At 64.8% G+C, this 18771-nt stretch carries 16 protein-coding genes; 15 read left to right on the top strand and 1 reads right to left on the bottom strand.

What is annotated here, in order from left to right; translation table 11 throughout:
* The coding region (locus LWW96_RS14550) for a transglycosylase domain-containing protein (RefSeq protein ID WP_291488200.1) at nt 1-499 on the bottom strand (499 nt) is incomplete at its 3' end.
* Nucleotides 500-783: 284 nt separating this feature from the next.
* Here LWW96_RS14550 and LWW96_RS14545 point away from each other — a divergent pair.
* From LWW96_RS14545 to mlaE, 15 genes are all read left to right on the top strand, one after another.
* Nucleotides 784-1818 carry a pilus assembly protein PilM gene (locus LWW96_RS14545; protein ID WP_366118147.1) on the top strand — a complete coding sequence of 345 codons (1035 nt, stop codon included), beginning with the start codon at nt 784-786 and terminating at the stop codon, nt 1816-1818.
* The gene (locus LWW96_RS14540) at nt 1815-2405 is read left to right on the top strand and encodes a PilN domain-containing protein (protein WP_291488190.1); all 591 of its coding nucleotides are present in this window, start codon (nt 1815-1817) and stop codon (nt 2403-2405) included. The genes LWW96_RS14545 and LWW96_RS14540 overlap by 4 nt, the downstream gene beginning before the upstream one ends.
* Entirely contained in the window at nt 2402-3061 is a 660-nt protein-coding gene (pilO, locus tag LWW96_RS14535; protein WP_291488188.1) for a type 4a pilus biogenesis protein PilO, read from the top strand. Before LWW96_RS14540 ends, pilO begins: the two co-directional genes overlap by 4 nt.
* A complete protein-coding gene (locus LWW96_RS14530) occupies nt 3058-3609 on the top strand; it encodes a pilus assembly protein PilP (protein ID WP_291488186.1) in 552 nt (183 codons plus the stop codon). Before pilO ends, LWW96_RS14530 begins: the two co-directional genes overlap by 4 nt.
* On the top strand, nt 3609-5687 hold the full coding sequence (gene pilQ, locus LWW96_RS14525) for a type IV pilus secretin family protein (RefSeq protein WP_291488184.1): 2079 nt from the start codon (nt 3609-3611) through the stop codon (nt 5685-5687). The genes LWW96_RS14530 and pilQ overlap by 1 nt, the downstream gene beginning before the upstream one ends.
* Nucleotides 5688-5797: 110 nt before the next feature.
* A complete protein-coding gene (locus LWW96_RS14520) occupies nt 5798-6325 on the top strand; it encodes a shikimate kinase (protein WP_366118145.1) in 528 nt (175 codons plus the stop codon).
* Nucleotides 6307-7392, top strand: coding sequence for a 3-dehydroquinate synthase (aroB, locus tag LWW96_RS14515; RefSeq protein ID WP_291488180.1), 1086 nt, complete (start codon nt 6307-6309; stop codon nt 7390-7392). Before LWW96_RS14520 ends, aroB begins: the two co-directional genes overlap by 19 nt.
* Nucleotides 7393-7663: 271 nt before the next feature.
* Nucleotides 7664-12352, top strand: coding sequence for a glutamate synthase-related protein (locus LWW96_RS14510; RefSeq protein WP_291488178.1), 4689 nt, complete (start codon nt 7664-7666; stop codon nt 12350-12352).
* 48 nt (nt 12353-12400) lie between these two features.
* Nucleotides 12401-13879 carry a glutamate synthase subunit beta gene (locus tag LWW96_RS14505; RefSeq protein ID WP_291488176.1) on the top strand — a complete coding sequence of 493 codons (1479 nt, stop codon included), beginning with the start codon at nt 12401-12403 and terminating at the stop codon, nt 13877-13879.
* Nucleotides 13880-14145: 266 nt separating this feature from the next.
* A complete protein-coding gene (locus tag LWW96_RS22220) occupies nt 14146-14319 on the top strand; it encodes an IPTL-CTERM sorting domain-containing protein (RefSeq protein WP_366118140.1) in 174 nt (57 codons plus the stop codon).
* Between the two features lie 198 nt (nt 14320-14517).
* Nucleotides 14518-15309, top strand: coding sequence for an amino acid ABC transporter substrate-binding protein (locus LWW96_RS14500; protein WP_291488174.1), 792 nt, complete (start codon nt 14518-14520; stop codon nt 15307-15309).
* Between the two features lie 177 nt (nt 15310-15486).
* Nucleotides 15487-16140, top strand: a complete 654-nt coding sequence (locus LWW96_RS14495; RefSeq protein WP_291488171.1) for an amino acid ABC transporter permease — start codon at nt 15487-15489, stop codon at nt 16138-16140.
* Entirely contained in the window at nt 16121-16903 is a 783-nt protein-coding gene (locus LWW96_RS14490; protein ID WP_291488169.1) for an amino acid ABC transporter ATP-binding protein, read from the top strand. The genes LWW96_RS14495 and LWW96_RS14490 overlap by 20 nt, the downstream gene beginning before the upstream one ends.
* Nucleotides 16904-17146: 243 nt before the next feature.
* Nucleotides 17147-17962: an ABC transporter ATP-binding protein gene (locus LWW96_RS14485; RefSeq protein WP_291488167.1), complete on the top strand. Its 816-nt coding sequence runs from the start codon at nt 17147-17149 to the stop codon at nt 17960-17962.
* Nucleotides 17959-18741, top strand: a complete 783-nt coding sequence (mlaE, locus tag LWW96_RS14480) for a lipid asymmetry maintenance ABC transporter permease subunit MlaE (protein ID WP_291488165.1) — start codon at nt 17959-17961, stop codon at nt 18739-18741. Before LWW96_RS14485 ends, mlaE begins: the two co-directional genes overlap by 4 nt.
* Nucleotides 18742-18771 lie beyond the last annotated feature (30 nt).

Below are 18771 nucleotides of genomic sequence, written 5' to 3'. Positions count from 1 at the left end.
GGGCGGCAGCGGCGAAGCCGTAGGCCCGTTGGCCCAGGTAAATCTGGTTGATGTAGAGCTGGAGAATCTCGTCCTTGCTGAGGTTGTGCTCGATCTTGAAGGAGAGCAGGGCCTCATAGAACTTGCGGGACAGTGTCTTCTCGCTGGAGAGGAAGAAGTTGCGTGCCACCTGCATGGTGATGGTGGAGGCGCCCTGGCGCTTGCCGCCGGAGGTCAGGTTGGCCACCGCGGCGCGCAGGATGCCCAGGGTGTCGATCCCGCCGTGCTGGTAGAAGCGCTCGTCCTCGGCGGAGAGGATGGCCTGCTTCATGACCGCTGGCACGTCCTGGATGCGCACCACGGCGCGCCGTTCTTCGCCGAATTCGCCGATCAGCTGGCCGTCGGCGCTGTAGATGCGCAGGGGGATCTTCGGCCGGTAGTCGGTTAGGGCCTCCAGGGAGGGCAGGTTGGGATAGGCCATGGTGACGACGATGCCCACCAGGGCGGCGCCCACCACCATCAGGCTGACGATGAGGAGCAGCGGGTACAGAATCCAGCGCGAGACGTTTGACACGATGAGAATGGTTCCAGTGAGGTGGGGCAATTATACGGAGGCAGCCGTTAAGCCAAAAATCGCTTTACACCTCCATGCCTTGTTGCTAGCATTTGACGTAAATTATTTGTATCAGCTGCAAGCGGTTAATTTTTAAAGAAAATTTTTGAAATAGTTTCCTAAGAAACATTTCAGGGGGAATCGGTTTGCGGCTCGACCTCTCTCTATTCGGCCCCAAGGCGCAGCCCTTGGTGGGCCTGGATATCAGTTCCTCCGCCGTGAAAATGGTGGAGCTGTCCGCTTTGGGCAAGAACGACTTCCGCGTCGAACGCTATGCCATCGAGCCTCTGCCCAAGGATGCAGTGGCCGACGGCAACGTGGTCAATCTCGATGCCGTCTCGGATGCCGTCAAGAAAGCCTGGCGGCGCCTCAACTCCACCGCCCGCAACGTGGCCATGGCCCTGCCGGCGGCGGCGGTGATCACCAAGAAGATCATCGTTCCGGCCGGCCAGCGCGAAGAAGAACTCGAAGTCCTGGTGGAGTCCGAGGCCAACCAGTACATTCCCTTCGCCCTCGAAGAGGTGAACCTGGACTTCCAGGTCATCGGCGAGGCGCCGTCGTCGCCGGACGAGGTCGAAGTGCTGATCGCTGCCTCGCGCAAGGAAAAGGTTGAGGACCGGGTGGCCGTGGCCGAGAGCGCCGGGCTCAAGCCGGTGGTGATGGACGTGGAATCCTACGCCACCCTGGCGGCTTTTTCCTTCGTCGAGCGCCAGTTGCCCGACGGCGGGCAGAACCAGATCATCGCCCTGGTGGACGTGGGGGCCAACGTCACCAATCTCACGGTGCTGCGCAACGGCCAGCCGGTATATACCCGGGAACAGGCCTTCGGCGGCAGCCAGCTGACCCAGGACATTTCCCGCCACTACGGCATGCCCCTCGACGAGGCGGAGTCGGCCAAGCGCGCCGGCACCCTGCCCGACGACTACGAGGGCGAGTTGCTGCGACCCTTCGTCGAGAACCTGGCCCTGGAAGTGTCCCGGGCCCTGCAATTCTTCTTCACCTCGACCCAGTACAGCCAGGTGCACCAGGTCGTCCTGGCCGGCGGCTGTGCCGTGATTCCGGGCATCGACGAGGCGGTGGCTGCTCGCACCCAGGTCAATACCCAGGTCGCCAATCCCTTTGCCGGCATGCCGGTGTCGGACAAGGTGCGGGCCAAGAACTTGGCCAACGACGCCCCCGCCCTGCTGGTGGCCTGCGGCCTGGCGATGCGGAGGTTCGACGCATGATCCGGATCAACCTGCTCCCCCACCGGGAAGCCAAGCGCAAGGCGCGGCGCCAGCAGTTCTACAGCCTGGCCGGTTTGGCCGCGGCCCTGGCCGTGGTCATCATCGTCTTGGTGTTCTCCGTGATCTCCGGCTACATCTCCTCGCAGGAAGAGGAGAACGCCTTCCTCAAGCAGGAGGTCGCCACCCTCGACAAGCAGATCGAGCAGATCAAGCGCCTCAAGGAGCAGACCCAGGCCCTGCTGGCGCGCAAGCAGGTGATCGAATCCCTGCAACTCGACCGGGCCGAGCCGGTGCTGCTGCTCTCCGAGCTGGCCAAGCAGGTGCCGGACGGGGTCTATCTCAAGCTGATGAAGCAGGAAGGGCAGAAAGTCACCCTGGGGGGCTATGCCCAGTCCAACGCCCGGGTGTCCACCCTGATGCGCAACCTCGAGGCATCGCCCTGGCTGGAGCGTCCGGCGCTGATCGAGATCAAGGCAGTGGACGTCAACAAGCGGCGCCTTTCCGAGTTCAGCATGACGGTATTCATCACCCGCCCCGATGCCAATGCTTCGGATGCCAAGCCGGTGGCGGCGAAGGACAAGCCATGACCTCGTTCGAGCTTCCCAAGATCGACGTCCAGGACCTCGCGGCCCAGTTCCGCAACCTGAACCCCAACGACCCCGGTGCCTGGCCTCTGGTGCCGCGGGTGGCGGTGCTGGTGGGCATTTTCATCGCCCTGCTGGTGGCCGGCTGGTGGTTCGTCTGGTCGGATCAGCTGACCGAACTCGACGGTAAGCGGCAGGAGCTGGATAAGCTCAAGCAGGAATACCTGGACAAGAAGAAGCAGTCGGTGAACCTGGAGCTCTACACCCAGCAACTCAGCGAGATCGACCGTTCCTTCGGCGCCATGCTCAAGCAGTTGCCCAACAAGGCCGAGGTGGAGTCGCTGCTGGTCGAAGTGAACCAGGCCGGCCTGGGGCGTGGGCTGCAATTCGAGCTGTTCAAGCCGGGCAGCGAAGCCCTCAAGGATTTCTATGCCGAGCTGCCGATCCAGCTCAAGCTGATCGGCAATTACCACGACTTCGGCGCTTTTGCCGCCGACATCGCCAAGCTGCCGCGCATCGTTACCCTGAGCAACATGAGCATCACGCCCCAGCCGAAGGATGGCGGACTGGTCCTGGACGCTACGGCGCGGACCTTCCGTTACCTGGACGATAACGAGGTGGCGGCCCAGAAGAAGGCGGCCAAGGGAGCCAAGAAATGAGCCGCATGCCGACTTGGCCGGCCGCCTGCGCCATGCTCGGCGCCCTCGTCCTGGCGGCCGGGTGCTCCAACAACCACGACGACCTGAAGGCCTGGATGGCCGAAAGTGGCAAGGATCTGCGCGGTCGGGTGCCGCCGCTGCCGGCGGTGAAGCCCTACGAGCCGGCGGCTTACGATCCGGGCGGTACCCTCGACCCCTTCCGCGTTGCCAAGCTGGAGCCGGAAGGTCGCAAGGGCTCGGGGCCGAGCAAGTTCTCCCCGGACTTCGAGGCCCGGGATGCGCGCAACAACGAATTGGAGCGGGTGCCCCTCGAATCGCTGCGCATGATCGGCTACCTGAAGATCGGCAAGACGCCCTACGCCGTCGTCCAGTTCGACCAGAAGATCAAGCAGGTGCGGATCGGCGACTACGTGGGCCAGGACTTTGGCATCGTGACGGAAATCAAGGAAAGCGAAGTGGCTGTGCGGGAGCTCGTCCAGGACTCCACGGGAGACTGGGTGGAGCGGAGCAACACGCTCTTGCTGCAGGATACGAGGGAGGGGAAATAATGATTCGCAAGTGGCTAAGAGTGCTGGTTGCCGCCGCCGCGGTGCTGCTGGCACCCGCTGCGGGCGCGGCGGACGGGCAGAACCGGATCGAGTCGTTCAACGTCACCCAGCAGGGGGGCGAAGTCCTGATGAAGCTGACCTTCCGCGAGCCCCTGGCGGCTCCGCCGGTCGGTTTCGCCGTGGCCAACCCGGCACGCATCGCCCTCGACCTGCAAGGAGTCGCCAATGGTCTGGGGCGCAATTCCCAGGTGCTCAACGAGGGTGACCTGCTGAGCGTCAATTTGGTGGAAACCCCGGCCAAGACCCGGCTGGTGCTTAACCTCAACCAGTCGATGACCTATCAGACCCGGCTGGATGGCAATGCGTTGTTCGTGAGCCTGAAGCCTGTCGTACGGGGGGCTGCGGCGGTGAGTCAGACCCGTTTTGCCGAAGAGCGCCCGACCGAAGTTCGCCATGCGGTGCGCGACATCAATTTCCGTCGCGGCAAGGATGGCGAAGGCCGGGTGGTGGTGGATTTGTCGGACCCCGGCGTTGGCATAGATATCCGCCAGCAGGGATCGGTTTTGCTGGTGGATATACAGAAAGCCACTTTGCCTGAGTCTCTTCGTACCCGCTTCGATGTGGCCGATTTCGCCACACCGGTGACGGCGGTGACGGCGGCCCAGAAGGGCGACAACGTTCAACTCACGATTTCCCCCCGAGGGCTGTGGGAGCATAGTGCCTATCAGGCAGAGAATCAGTTTGTCGTTGAGGTCAAACAGATCGTCGAAAACCCGAACAAGCTGGTGCAAGGAAGCAAGCTTGGTTATCAGGGGCCCAAGGTTTCGATCAGCTACCACAATGGCGACGTACGCCAATTGCTGCGGGTGATGGCCGAGGAACTGGGGCTCAACGCCGTAATCAGTGAAACGGTGACAGGCACCACCACCCTGGTGCTCAAGGATGTACCGGCGGACCAGGTGCTGGACATCATCTTCCAGCAGAAGGGGCTGGACATGCGCCGCAACGGCAACGTCATCCTGATCGCGCCGCGGGACGAGATCGCCACCCGGGAAAAGCTTGATCTGGAAGCCAAGCAGCAGATTGGAGACCTGGAAGCCGTCACGCAGGAGAGCTACCAGCTCAACTATGCCAAGGCGCCGGACGTGCTCAAGCTGCTGACCGATCATCTGTCGAAAAAGGGCAAGGCATCCTATGATCCGCGCACCAACATCTTGTTCGTCAGCGATACGCCCTCCCGTCAGGAAGAAGTGCGACGGTTGATCTCGACGGTGGACAGGCCGGTGCGTCAGGTGATGATCGAAGCCAAGATCGTTGAGGCTTCGGATTCCTTCAACCGTAGCCTTGGCGCACGGCTGGGGTTCGGCACGCAGCAAAGGTTGCCAGGTGGGCCGAATATCATCACTGGCGGTAACCTTAACCAAACTGCCTACTTTGCGAATCAGGTTACAACCCAGCCGACTCTGGGCAAAGACTTCAACGTGAACCTGCCGGCATCCACCATTGGTGGTTCAGCAGCGGGGGCGCTGTCCTTTGTTCTTTACAACTCCAACGCTTCCCGTTTCCTCGATCTGGAAATCTCGGCGCTGGAGGCTGATGGCCGTGGCAAGATCGTTTCCAGCCCCCGGGTCGTGACGGCCAACCAGGTCGAAGCTTTGATCGAACAGGGGGTGGAAATCCCCTATCAGCAGGCCACCAGCTCCGGGGCGACGTCGGTCAGTTTCCGTAAGGCCAACCTGTCACTCAAGGTGAAGCCGCAAATCACGCCGGACGGGCGCATCACCCTATCGGTGGACGTGAATAAGGACACTCCGAACACCACCATATCGACTGGCGCCGGCGTGGCGATCGATACCAAACACGTCAAGACCGAGGTACTGGTGGAAAACGGTGGGACGGTGGTGATTGGTGGCATCTACCAGCAAAACTTGCAAAGTAGCACCACCCGCATCCCCTTCTTCGGCGATCTGCCCCTGATCGGGTTCCTGTTCCGCCACGAGGACAAGCAGGACAACAAGACGGAACTGCTGGTCTTCATCACGCCCAAGATCATCAGCGAATCCCTGACCCTGCGCTGAGCGCGGGCCTCGTGCGCCCCGGGCGGCTTCTGCCGGACCGGGGCGTTTTTCATTCCTGCTAGAATCCCGGCGTGAAGCCATTTCCTGACAATATTTACCTGGTGGGGCTGATGGGTGCGGGCAAGACCACGGTCGGCCGTCTGCTTGCCCGGCGCCTGCACAAGCGGTTCATCGATTCGGATCACGAAATCGAGGCCCGTACCGGTGTCGCCATTCCCATCATCTTCGAGATCGAGGGCGAGGCCGGGTTTCGCCGCCGCGAGGCCCAGACCATCGCCGACCTGACCCAGGAATGCCCGGTGGTGATGGCCACCGGAGGGGGCGTCGTGCTCAATCCGGAAAACCGGGCCAACCTCAAGGGAGGTGGCTTCGTGGTCTACCTGGCGGCGTCGCCGGAACTGTTGTTCGAGCGCACCCGCCACGACCGCAACCGTCCCCTGTTGCAAGTGGCCGACCCCCTTGGGCGCCTGCGCGAGCTCCACGCTCAGCGCGATCCCCTGTACCGCGAAGTGGCCGATCTAGTGGTCGAATCCCCCGGGCCCAGCGCCCAGGCGGTCGCCCAGTTCCTGCTGCGCGAACTCACCCGGCAATTTCCCGATTCCGAGCACGAGGCTTCTTCATGCAACCCCTGCGCGTAGCCCTGGACGATCGCGCCTACGACATCCACATCGGCACCGGCCTGCTGGACGATGTGGCGCCGATCCTGCCCTTCGTCAAGAAAGCCGGCGTGGCCGTGGTCACCAACGAAACCGTGGCCCCTCTGTACCTGAGCCGGTTGGCCGCCGCGTTGCGCCAGGCGGGCGTGGCGGTGATCGAGATCGTGCTGCCCGATGGTGAGGCTTACAAGGATTGGCCGACCCTGAACCGGATCTTCGATGTGCTGCTGGAACAGCATGCCGAGCGTTCGACGACCCTGATCGCCCTCGGGGGCGGCGTCATCGGCGACATGACCGGTTTTGCGGCAGCGTGTTACCAGCGGGGTGTGCCCTTCATCCAGATCCCCACCACCCTGCTCTCCCAGGTGGATTCGTCGGTGGGCGGCAAGACCGCCATCAACCACCCCCGTGGCAAGAATATGATCGGCGCCTTCTACCAGCCGAAGCTGGTGCTGGCCGATCTGGACACCCTGGATACTCTGCCCGATCGGGAGCTGGCCGCCGGGTTGGCCGAAGTCATCAAGTACGGCCTGATCCGCGATCCGGAATTCCTGGTTTGGCTGGAAGCCAACATGACGCGCCTGCTCGCCCGCGACAAGGAGGCCCTGGCCTACGCGGTGCGCCGTTCCTGTGAGCACAAGGCCGAAGTGGTGGCCGCCGACGAGAAGGAAGCCGGTGAGCGGGCCCTGCTCAACCTGGGCCATACCTTCGGCCATGCCATCGAAACCGGGCTGGGCTACGGCGAATGGCTGCACGGCGAGGCGGTGGCCGCCGGCACGATGATGGCGGCCGAGCTGTCCCGCCGTCTCGGCTGGTTGGGCGAGTCCGACGTGCAACGCATCGAGGCCCTGTTCCGCGCGGCCGGCCTGCCGGTGTGCGGCCCCAATCTGGGGGCGGAGCGCTATCTGGAACTGATGAGCCACGACAAGAAGGTCCAGGACGGGCGCCTACGCTTGGTGCTGCTCGAGCGGCTCGGTCGGGCGGTGCTCAGCGATGCGGCGCCGGAGGCGGAAATCCGGGCGGCCATCGCCGCCCGGGTGGCTGCCTGAAACCCTTGCGGGGCGGGGCGTTGGCACGGAGCGAAGAGCGCGTGCGGCGACCGTGAAATTGTTGCGCCGCAATGCCTTGATCGCCTAGTTCTAACGGCGTATAGTTTGCGGTTCGTCTGTGAAAACGACTGACCACTTTCGTCGGGAAAGCGGATACAAAAGCCGGGAGCGTCTGAGCCCGGCTTTTTTGCCGCCCCTGATTTGCTGTCAACCTGCTCGCCCGCCCAAACATTAGGGGGTTTGCGAGATGTTTGATGAAGGAAAAAGCGTGATGCAATCGGCTGTCCCTGCGGCGCAGGGTTTGTACGATCCGGTCAACGAAAAGGATGCCTGTGGCGTCGGTTTCGTGGCCCACATCAAAAACCAAAAGAGTCACGCGATCGTCGAGCAGGGTCTGCAGATCCTGAAGAACCTCGACCATCGTGGCGCCACTGGCTACGACCCGCTGCTCGGCGACGGCGCGGGCATCCTCATTCAAATGCCGGATGCCTTCCTGCGCGACGAAGCCGGCAAGCTGGGCATCACGCTGCCCAAGGCCGGTGAGTACGCCTGTGGCATCGTCTTCCTGCCCCAGTCCGCCAACGGCCGCGCCGCTTGCGAATCGGTGATCGCTCGGGTGATCTTCGAAGAAGGCCAGACCCTGCTCGGCTGGCGCGACGTTCCCCGCGACAACCGGGGCCTGGCCGAAGCTGCCCGCGACATCGAGCCGATGATGCGCCAGGCGTTCATCGCCAAGTCCGCCGACCTGGGCGACCAGGACGCCTTCGAGCGCAAGCTGTTCGTCATCCGCAAGCGGGTCGAGCACGAAGTACGCAAGCTCAAGCTGGACGACGGCAAGCAGTTCTACATCCCGTCCCTGTCCTCCCGCACCATCAACTACAAGGGCATGCTGCTGGCCCACCAGGTGGGCGAGTACTACCTGGACCTGCAGGATTCCCGCGTCGTTTCTGCCCTGGCCCTGGTGCACCAGCGCTTCTCCACCAACACCTTCCCCACCTGGGATCTGGCCCACCCCTTCCGCATGATTGCCCACAACGGTGAAATCAACACCGTGCGCGGCAACGTGAACTGGATGAAGGCCCGCCAGAAGGCCATGTCCTCCCAGTGGCTGAAGGAAGACCTGGACAAGCTGTGGCCCCTGATCGTGGACGGCCAGTCCGATTCCGCCTGCTTCGACAACGCCCTCGAACTGCTGGTGATGGGCGGCTACAGCCTGTCCCACGCCATGATGATGCTGATCCCCGAAGCCTGGGCCGGCAATCCCCTCATGGACGAAGAGCGCCGCGCCTTCTACGAATACCACGCCGCCCTGATGGAACCGTGGGACGGCCCCGCCGCGGTGGCCTTCACTGACGGCCGCCAGATCGGCGCCACCCTGGACCGCAACGGCCTGCGCCCGGCGCGCTACCTGGTGACCGACGACGGCTTGGTGATGATGGCCTCGGAAATGGGTGTGCTGACCTTCCCCCAAGAGTCCATCGCCAAGAAGTGGCGCCTGCAACCCGGCAAGATGTTCCTCATCGACCTGGAGCAGGGGCGCATCATCGACGACGCCGAGGTGAAGCAGTCCCTGTCCTCGGCCAAGCCCTACCGCCAGTGGATCGAGCAGTCCCGCTACTTCCTCGCCGACCTGCCCAAGGCCGAGCCCGTGGCGCCGTCCGCCGTGTCCCTGCTCGACCTGCAGCAAGCCTTCGGCTTCACTCAGGAAGACATCAAGTTCATCCTGCAGCCGATGGCCGCCGCCGGCGAAGAAGCCACCGGCTCCATGGGCAACGACAGCCCGCTGACCGTGCTGTCCAACAAGGACAAGCCGCTCTACCACTACTTCAAGCAGCTGTTCGCCCAGGTGACGAACCCGCCGATCGACCCGATCCGCGAAGAAATCGTCATGTCCCTGACCAGCTTCATCGGCCCCAAGCCCAACCTGCTCGGCGTCGATGAAACCAACCCGCCGCTGCGCCTGGAAGTGCACCAGCCGGTGCTGACCAACGACGACCTGGCCAAGCTGCGCGCCATCGACAAGTCCAGCGACGGCCGCTACAAGTCCCTGGTGCTGGACATCACCTTCTCCGCCGCCGAAGGCGAGCAAGGCTGCGACAAGGCCCTCCAGGCCGTCTGCGCCGCCGCCGAGAAGAGCGTGGCCGACGGCTACAACGTGCTGATCCTGTCCGATCGCGGCGTGACCGCCAGCCGGGCCGCCATCCCCGCCCTGCTGGCTTGTGCCGCCGTCCACCACCACCTGGTGAAGGCTGGCCTGCGCACCTCCACCGGCCTGGTGATCGATACCGGCTCCGCCCGCGAAACCCACCACTTCGCCCTGCTCGCCGGTTACGGCGCCGAGGCCGTCTGTCCGTGGCTGACCATGGACACCCTGGCCGAGATCGCCAAGGGCCTGCCCGGCGAAGTGTCCGCCTACGAGGCTCAGAAGCGCTTCATCAAGGCCGTCAACAAGGGGCTGAACAAGGTCATGTCCAAGATGGGCATCTCGACCTACCAGTCCTACTGTGGCGCCCAGATTTTCGAAGCCATCGGCCTGGCCTCCGACTTCGTCAAGCGCTACTTCCCCGGTACCGCCACCCAGGTGGAAGGCATCGGCCTCAAGGATGTGGCCGAGGAAGCCCTGCGCGTGCACCGTGCCGCTTTCGGCAACGACCCGGTCCTGGACGACATGCTCGAGACCGGCGGCGAATACGCCTTCCGTATCCGCGGCGAAGAGCACATGTGGACCCCGGACGCCATCGCCAAGCTGCAGCACTCGACCCGCTCCGGCAAGTTCGACTCCTACAAGGAGTACGCCAAGATCATCAACGACCAGAGCAAGCGCCACCTGACGCTGCGCGGTCTGTTCAAGATCAAGCAGGCCGGCGCTCCGGTGCCCCTGGAGGAAGTCGAATCCGCCAAGGACATCGTCAAGCGCTTCGCCACCGGCGCCATGTCCCTGGGTTCCATCTCCACCGAAGCCCACACCACCCTGGCCGTGGCGATGAACCGCATCGGCGGCAAGTCCAACACCGGCGAAGGCGGCGAGGATGCCAACCGCTTCAAGCCGGTCAAGGGCGGCCAGATGCTGTCCGAGATCATCGGCGCCGGCCGCATCGCCCGCGACCTGGAGCTGAAGGACGGTGATTCCCTGCGCTCCGCGATCAAGCAGGTGGCCTCCGGCCGCTTCGGCGTCACCGCCGAGTACCTGGCCAACTCCGACCAGATCCAGATCAAGATGGCCCAGGGCGCCAAGCCCGGCGAAGGCGGCCAGCTGCCCGGCGGCAAGGTTTCCAACTACATCGGCAAGCTGCGCCACAGCGTGCCGGGCGTGGGCCTGATCTCGCCCCCGCCGCACCACGACATCTACTCCATCGAAGACCTGGCCCAGCTGATCCACGACCTGAAGAACGTGGCGCCGCACGCTGGCATCTCGGTCAAGCTGGTGTCCGAAGTGGGCGTGGGCACCATCGCAGCCGGTGTGGCCAAGTGCAAGAGCGACCACGTGGTGATCGCCGGGCATGACGGCGGCACGGGCGCATCGCCCTGGTCGTCCATCAAGCACGCGGGCGGCCCGTGGGAAATCGGCCTGGCCGAGACCCAGCAGACCCTGGTGCTCAACCGCCTGCGCGGCCGCATCCGCGTGCAGGCCGACGGCCAGATGAAGACCGGCCGCGACGTCGCCATCGGCGCGCTGCTGGGCGCTGACGAGTTCGGCTTTGCCACCGCTCCGCTGGTGGTCGAAGGCTGCATCATGATGCGCAAGTGCCACCTGAACACCTGCCCCGTGGGCGTGGCCACGCAAGACCCCGAGCTGCGCAAGAAGTTCTCGGGCAAGCCTGAACACGTGGTGAACTACTTCTTCTTCATCGCCGAAGAAGTGCGCCAGATCATGGCCCAGCTGGGCCTGCGCAAGTTCGACGAGCTGATCGGCCGCACCGACCTGCTGGACGTGCGCGCCGGCGTGGAGCACTGGAAGGCCCGCGGCCTGGACTTCAGCCGCCTGTTCGCCCAGCCCGCAGTGCCTGCGGACGTGCCCCGCTACCACGTGGATGTGCAAGACCACAACATCGAGCACACGCTGGACCGCAAGCTCATCGAGCGCAGCAAGCCCGCCATCGAGAAGGGCGAACGCGTGCAGTTCATCGAAGTGGCGCGCAACGTGAACCGCTCGGTCGGCGCGATGCTGTCGGGCGCTGTCACCCGCGTGCACCCTGAGGGCCTGCCGGATGACACCATCCGCATCCAGCTGGAGGGCACGGGCGGCCAATCGTTCGGCGCGTTCCTCACCCGCGGCATCACGCTGTACCTCATCGGCGACGCCAACGACTACACGGGCAAGGGCTTGTCCGGCGGCCGCGTGATCGTGCGCCCCAGCATCGACTTCCGCGGTGAAGCGGTGCGCAACACCATCGTGGGTAACACGGTGATGTACGGCGCCACCACGGGCGAGGCGTTCTTCAGCGGCGTGGCCGGCGAGCGCTTCGCCGTGCGCCTGTCGGGCGCCACGGCGGTGGTGGAAGGCACGGGCGACCACGGTTGCGAATACATGACCGGCGGCACCGTGGCGGTGCTGGGCAAGACGGGGCGCAACTTCGCGGCCGGCATGAGCGGCGGGGTGGCCTACGTGTACGACGAAGACGGCCAGTTCGACACCCGTTGCAACATGGCGATGGTGACGCTGGAGCGCATCCTGCCCGCCACCGAGCAGGAGGCCACGGTACCGCGTTCCATCTGGCACAACGGCCAGACCGACGAGGCCCAGCTCAAGAAGCTGCTGGAAGACCACAACCGCTGGACCGGCAGCAAGCGCGCCCGCGAACTGCTGGACAACTGGGCCGCCTCGCGCAGCAAGTTCGTCAAGGTCTTCCCGACCGAGTACAAGCGTGCGCTGGCCGAGATTTATGAACGAAAAGTGCTGGAGGAGTCCGCTACACCTGCGGTAGCTGCTACCAAAAAAGAAGCGGTTCCTGCCAAGTAAGGCAGCGCCGTTCCCCTTCGCACAGCATTCATAGACAAGGACATCGTCATGGGAAAAACCACCGGCTTCATGGAGTACGAGCGCATCGAGGAGGGCTACAAGCCCGTCGCGGAGCGCCTGAAGCACTACAAGGAATTCGTCATCGGCCTCGATGACGGGCAGGCCAAGCTGCAGGGTGCGCGTTGCATGGATTGCGGCACGCCGTTCTGCAACAACGGCTGCCCGGTCAACAACATCATTCCGGATTTCAACGATCTGGTGTACCACCAGGACTGGAAGAGTGCGTGGGCCGTGCTGGACTCCACCAACAACTTCCCCGAGTTCACCGGCCGCATCTGCCCCGCGCCCTGCGAGGCGGCCTGCGTGCTCAACGTGAACAACGACCCGGTGGGCATCAAGTCCATCGAACACGCCATCATCGACCGCGCCTGGGAGCACGGCTGGGTGCAGCCGCGCCCCGCCAAGCACCAGACGGGCAAGAAGGTCGCGGTGGTGGGCGGTGGGCCGGCCGGCCTGGCCGCGGCCCAGCAGCTGGCGCGCGCAGGCCACAGCGTGACCCTGTTCGAAAAGAACGACCGCGTCGGCGGCCTGCTGCGCTACGGCATCCCCGACTTCAAGATGGAGAAGTCGCACATCGACCGCCGCGTGAAGCAGATGGAGGCTGAAGGCGTGGTCTTCCGCACCGGCGTCTTCGTGGGCGCGGCCAAGGACGGCCTGGGCAAGGGCTCCAAGGTGACCAACTGGGCCAAGGAGACCGTGACACCCGAGCAGCTGCACAAGGAGTTCGACGCCGTGCTGCTGACCGGCGGCGCCGAGCAGTCGCGTGATCTGCCCGTGCCTGGGCGCGACCTGGACGGCATCCACTTCGCCATGGAGTTCCTGCCGCAGCAGAACAAGGTCAACGCCGGCGACAAGCTCAAGGGCCAACTGCGCGCCGACGGCAAGCACGTCATCGTGATCGGCGGCGGCGACACCGGCAGCGACTGCGTGGGCACCAGCAACCGCCACGGCGCTGCCAGCGTGACCCAGTTCGAGCTGATGCCCCAGCCGCCCGCCGAAGAGAACCGCCCGCTGACCTGGCCCTACTGGCCCATCAAGCTGCGCACCAGCTCCAGCCACGAAGAAGGCTGTGACCGCGAATTTGCCATCTCGACCAAGGAATTCCAGGGCGAGAAGGGCAAGGTCACCGGCCTGAAGACCGTGCGGGTCGAATGGAAGGACGGCAAGATGGTCGAGGTGCCCGGCAGCGAGCAAGTCCTCAAGGCCGACCTGGTGCTGCTGGCCATGGGCTTCGTGAGCCCCGTGGCCGCCGTGCTGGAAGCCTTTGGCGTGGACAAGGATGCGCGTGGCAATGCCCGTGCAACCACCGAGTTCGACGGCGGCTACGCGACCAACGTGCCCAAGGTGTTCGCCGCCGGCGACATGCGGCGCGGCCAGAGCCTGGTCGTCTGGGCCATCCGCGAAGGCCGCCAGGCCGCGCGGGCTGTGGACGAGTTCCTCATGGGCTATTCGGACCTGCCCCGCTGACCCGCGTCTGCACCGGCAAGCGGCGCCCTCGGGCGCCGTTTTGCTTTGTCTGTGCATTTTTGCCTGCGGGCTGAACCGCCAAGCGGGCGGGCCGGGGGGGGCCAAAAAATGTCTGGATGTTCGGTGCCTTCCACGGCAGAGTCGCGCCCATCGCCAGGAGGCAATGGAATTCATCAATCAGAGAGGGGAGCGATGCGAACTGGGAATAACGCCGTCAACCGGGGTGTGGGGATGGGGCCCCGCCGGCCTGCTCCGCTGCGGGCTCTTTGGACTGCCACGCTGGGGCCTGGACGGCGCGGCGTTTGCGCGGTGCAGCGCGTCCGTCACCTTCACGGGGCTCGCGGCCTGCGGCCGTTCCGTCGTTGGGGGCGTGGGGTTTGCCGGGGCTTGCATCCCTGCTGGGGCTGTGGGGGCTGGGCGGGCTGCGGCGCAAAGGTTGAGGGTCTTTAGAAAAGGCTGCTTGGTCCTTGTTCTGGGCCGTTCCTGGCTGTTGAACAGATCGTTTTTGCCCTGGCGGTGCTCCTGTCGTTGCGTGCCCATTCGGTGTGAATGGGTGAATGCACGGGCTTCGGTGAGAAAATCGAGGGTTTTCCCGGGGCCGACGCGCCCCGCCTTTTCAACTTTCGAGAACCGCCACCATGAAGAAGATTGCCGCCGTTGCCCTGCTGTCGCTGGGAGCCCTGCTGGCCGCATGTTCCAAGCAGGAGAGCGCTCCCGCGCCCGCAGCAGCACCCGCTGCCGCCACGAAGATCGTTGTCGGCCTGGACGACAACTTCCCGCCCATGGGTTTCCGCGACGACAAGAACCAGCTGGTCGGCTTTGACATCGACATGGCCAAGGAAGCCGCCAAGCGGCTGGGCCTGGAAGTGGAATTCAAGCCCATCGACTGGAGTGCCAAGGAGGCCGAACTGTCGGGCAAGCGCGTGGACGCGCTGTGGAATGGCCTGACCATTACCGAAGAGCGCAAGCAGAACATCGCCTTCACCTCGCCCTACATGGAAAACCACCAGATCATCGTGGTTCCCGCCGGTTCGGCCATCAAGACCAAGGCCGATCTGGCCGGCAAGGTGGTGGGCGCGCAGGAAGGCTCCAGCGCCGTGGACGCCATCAAGAAGGAAGACGCCGTCTTCAAGTCGTTCAAGGAATTCAAGACCTTCGGTGACAACGTGACCGCCCTGATGGACCTGACCACCGGCCGGCTCGAAGCGGTGGTGGTGGACGAGGTGGTGGGTCGCTACTACGTGGCCAAGAAGCCTGATGCCTATGCCGTGCTGGGCGACAACTTTGGCACCGAGGAATATGGCGTGGGCCTGCGCAAGGACGACACCGAACTGCACGGCAAGCTAGAAAAGGCCCTGGCGGACATGAAGGCTGACGGCGCCGCCGCCAAGATTGCCGAGCAGTGGTTCGGCAAGAACATCATCAAGTAATCAAGGTACAACCCCCTGAGCGGCTTTGCCGCTTCCCCCGTCTCTCGCATCGCTGCGCGATGCGGGAAGGGGGGCGACGCCAGCGCGGCGGGGCGGCCCTTGCGCGGCGTCCGCTGATCTGGGCCGCGCCAGTTGCAGACGCCGCGCGTCGTGCAATTGCTGAACTGTTCTGACTGCATGGACTACGTTCTTTCACTACTGGGGCCGCTGGCGCAGGGCGCGACGGTCACGCTGAAGCTCTTCGCGATCACGCTCGTGCTCGCCGTGCCGCTGGGCCTGGCGCTGGCGCTGGCGCGGCTGTCGCGTTTCAAGCCGCTGTCGGGGGCTGTCAACGGCTACATCTGGCTCATGCGCGGCACGCCGCTCATGCTGCAGATGCTGTTCATCTATTTCGCGCTGCCTTTTGTTCCCGTGGTCGGCGTGCGCCTGCCCGACTTTCCGGCTGCGGTGGCGGCGTTCGCGCTGAACTACGCGGCCTACTTCGCCGAAATCTTTCGTGCCGGCATCCAGTCGGTAGACCGCGGCCAGTATGAGGCCGCCAAGGTGCTGGGCATGAGCTACGGCCAGACCATGCGCCGCATCGTGCTGCCGCAGACGGTGCGCAGCATCCTGCCGCCCATGAGCAACGAGACCATCACCCTGGTCAAGGACACGTCCCTGATCTACGTGCTGGCCCTGAACGACCTGCTGCGCGCTGCGCGGGGCATCGTGCAGCGCGACTTCACCACCACGCCCTTCATCGTTGCTGCAGCCTTCTATCTCGTCATGACCCTGGTGCTCACCTGGGGTTTCCAGCGCCTGGAGAAACGTTATGCCAAGTTCGACCAGTGACGCCGCGCTGATGATTGAGGCGCGCGAGGTGCGCAAGGCCTTCGGCCCTGTGCAGGTGTTGCGCGGTGTGTCGTTGTCGGTGCACCGCGGCGAAGTCGTGGCTGTGATCGGGCCCTCGGGTTCCGGCAAGAGCACCTTCCTGCGCTGCTTGAACCACCTGGAAACCATCGACAGCGGCCACATCGCCATCGAGGGCGAGGCGCTTGCCAGCACCGACACCCAGGGCTACCGTACCTACGCGCCCGATGCCGAAGTGCGCCGCATCTGCGCCAAGACTGGCATGGTGTTCCAGCACTTCAACCTGTTCCCGCACCTCACGGTGCTGGAGAACCTCATCGAGGCGCCCATGGTGGTGCAGGGCTTGGCGCGCGATGCGGCCATTGCGCGCGCCGAGACGCTGCTGGACAAGGTGGGCCTGTCCCAGAAGCGGGACAACTACCCCTCGCGCCTGTCCGGCGGCCAGAAGCAGCGCGTGGCGATCGCGCGTGCGCTGTGCATGGAGCCCGACATCATGCTGTTTGACGAGCCCACCTCGGCGCTGGACCCCGAACTCACCGGCGAGGTGCTCCGCACGATGCGCGAACTGGCCGAGGAGCACATGACCATGCTGGTCGTCACCCACGAAATGGGCTTTGCACGCGAGGTGGCGAACACGGTGGCCTTCATGGACCAGGGCGAACTGCTGGCGGCCCGGCCCGCTGCGGAGTTCTTTGCCGACCCGGGCCACGAACGGGCGCGGGTGTTTCTGCAGCATATGCTGTAAACGGTGCGGGCTCCCGTGCAGCGCTGGCGGAGGTTCCGCACCGTTCGCGGTTTGTTGGCACAATCGAAGGTTTTGTCAAGCCGGGAATTGCCTGGGCCTGGGAGCCGCAAGGTCGAGATGTTATTGTTTGCAAACATACATGTATGTATGTTTAATTCTTCGGCTACCATCGCTGCTCCCTGCGCGTGGCCGGCCCCGCCCGGATGCCGCGGGCTTTCGCACTCCGCACGCCTGTCCTTCTGAATGCCTGAGACCTCCTGCCTCGTCGAACTGCGCAATGTCACGTTCTCCTATGGAGAGCGCAGCATCCTGCGCGACGTTTCGCTGAAGGTGCCGCGTGGCAAGGTCACCGCGCTGATGGGCGCCTCCGGCGGCGGCAAGACGACCGTGCTGCGCCTCATTGGCGGCCAGCAGCGCGCGGACGGGGGGCAGGTGCTGTTTGACGGCCAGGACGTCGGGCAACTGGACACCGCCGGCCTGTATGCCGCGCGGCGGCGCATGGGCATGCTGTTCCAGTTCGGCGCGCTGTTCACGGACCTGAGCGTGTTTGACAACGTGGCCTTTCCGCTGCGCGAGCACACGGACCTGTCCGAGGCCCTGGTGCGGGACGTGGTCCTCATGAAGCTCCACGCCGTCGGCCTGCGCGGGGCGCGCGACCTGATGCCCAGCGAGGTGTCGGGCGGCATGGCGCGCCGCGTGGCGCTGGCGCGGGCCATCGCGCTGGACCCGGAACTCGTCATGTATGACGAGCCGTTTGCGGGGCTCGACCCGATTTCCCTGGGCACGGCGGCGCAACTGATCCGCCAGCTCAACGATGCCATGGGGCTGACCAGCATCATCGTCTCGCACGACCTGGAAGAAACCTTCCGGCTGGCGGACCACGTGGTCATTCTGGGCGCGGGCGTGGTGGCGGCGCAGGGCACGCCCGACGAGGTCCGTGCCAGCACGGACCCGCTGGTGCACCAGTTCGTCAACGCCTTGCCCACGGGGCCGGTGCCGTTCCACCACCCCGGCCCGGACGCGGCGGAGGATTTCGGACCTCTGGGAGGACGTCCATGAGCTGGTACAAACCCGCCGATGTGGGCTATTCCGTGCGCCAGAAGCTGGCCGACATCGGCATGGGCGCGCGCCTGTTCGTGCGGCTGGTGCGGCTGTTCGGGCCCGCCTTCCTGCGGCCTGCACTGGTGCGCGACCAGGTGCATTTCCTGGGCAACTACTCCCTGGCCATCATTGCGGTGTCGGGCCTGTTCGTGGGCCTGGTGCTGGGGCTGCAGGGCTACTACACGCTGCAGCGGTACGGTTCGTCGGAAGCGCTGGGGCTGCTGGTGACGCTGTCCCTGGTGCGCGAGCTGGGCCCGGTGGTCACCGCCCTGCTGTTCGCCGGTCGGGCGGGCACGTCGCTCACGGCCGAGATCGGCCTGATGCGTGCGGGCGAGCAGCTCAGTGCCATGGAGATGATGGCGGTGGACCCGGTCCAGCGCATCCTGGCGCCGCGTTTCTGGGGCGGCGTGATCGCCATGCCCCTGCTGGCGGCCGTGTTCAGCGCGGTGGGCGTCATCGGCGGCTGGAGCGTGGGCGTGCTCATGATCGGCATTGATCCAGGGGCTTTCTGGAGCCAGACCCAAGGCGGCGTGGACGTGTGGAAGGATCTGGGCAACGGCGTGCTCAAGAGCGTGGTTTTCGGCTTTGCCGTGACCTTCGTGGCCCTGCTGCAGGGCTACACCGCCAAGCCCACGCCCGAGGGCGTGTCGCTGGCCACCACCCGCACGGTGGTGATGGCCTGCCTGGCCGTGCTGGGGCTGGACTTCGTCCTCACGGCCATGATGTTCAGTATCTGAGGCCGGCAGAGCCGGCGTGACGAGGAATAG

Origin of the sequence: Acidovorax sp. (genome assembly GCF_021287135.1) — a bacterium.
Lineage (GTDB): Bacteria > Pseudomonadota > Gammaproteobacteria > Burkholderiales > Burkholderiaceae_C > Acidovorax.
The sequence above is the reverse complement of the archived record's forward strand: the minus strand, read 5'-3'. Positions and strand labels throughout refer to the sequence as shown.

Excerpts from the sequence above, each read along its gene's own strand:
- LWW96_RS14505 (WP_291488176.1), top strand. The coding sequence starts at position 12,401 with ATGGGAAAAACCACCGGCTTCATGGAGTACGAGCGCATCGAGGAGGGC.
- mlaE (WP_291488165.1), top strand. The coding sequence starts at position 17,959 with ATGAGCTGGTACAAACCCGCCGATGTGGGCTATTCCGTGCGCCAGAAG.
- LWW96_RS14510 (WP_291488178.1), top strand. The coding sequence starts at position 7,664 with ATGCAATCGGCTGTCCCTGCGGCGCAGGGTTTGTACGATCCGGTCAAC.
- LWW96_RS14530 (WP_291488186.1), top strand. The coding sequence starts at position 3,058 with ATGAGCCGCATGCCGACTTGGCCGGCCGCCTGCGCCATGCTCGGCGCC.
- LWW96_RS14485 (WP_291488167.1), top strand. The coding sequence starts at position 17,147 with ATGCCTGAGACCTCCTGCCTCGTCGAACTGCGCAATGTCACGTTCTCC.
- LWW96_RS14500 (WP_291488174.1), top strand. The coding sequence starts at position 14,518 with ATGAAGAAGATTGCCGCCGTTGCCCTGCTGTCGCTGGGAGCCCTGCTG.
- LWW96_RS14490 (WP_291488169.1), top strand. The coding sequence starts at position 16,121 with ATGCCAAGTTCGACCAGTGACGCCGCGCTGATGATTGAGGCGCGCGAG.
- LWW96_RS14520 (WP_366118145.1), top strand. The coding sequence starts at position 5,798 with ATGGGTGCGGGCAAGACCACGGTCGGCCGTCTGCTTGCCCGGCGCCTG.
- LWW96_RS14495 (WP_291488171.1), top strand. The coding sequence starts at position 15,487 with ATGGACTACGTTCTTTCACTACTGGGGCCGCTGGCGCAGGGCGCGACG.
- aroB (WP_291488180.1), top strand. The coding sequence starts at position 6,307 with ATGCAACCCCTGCGCGTAGCCCTGGACGATCGCGCCTACGACATCCAC.
- LWW96_RS14540 (WP_291488190.1), top strand. The coding sequence starts at position 1,815 with ATGATCCGGATCAACCTGCTCCCCCACCGGGAAGCCAAGCGCAAGGCG.
- pilQ (WP_291488184.1), top strand. The coding sequence starts at position 3,609 with ATGATTCGCAAGTGGCTAAGAGTGCTGGTTGCCGCCGCCGCGGTGCTG.
- pilO (WP_291488188.1), top strand. The coding sequence starts at position 2,402 with ATGACCTCGTTCGAGCTTCCCAAGATCGACGTCCAGGACCTCGCGGCC.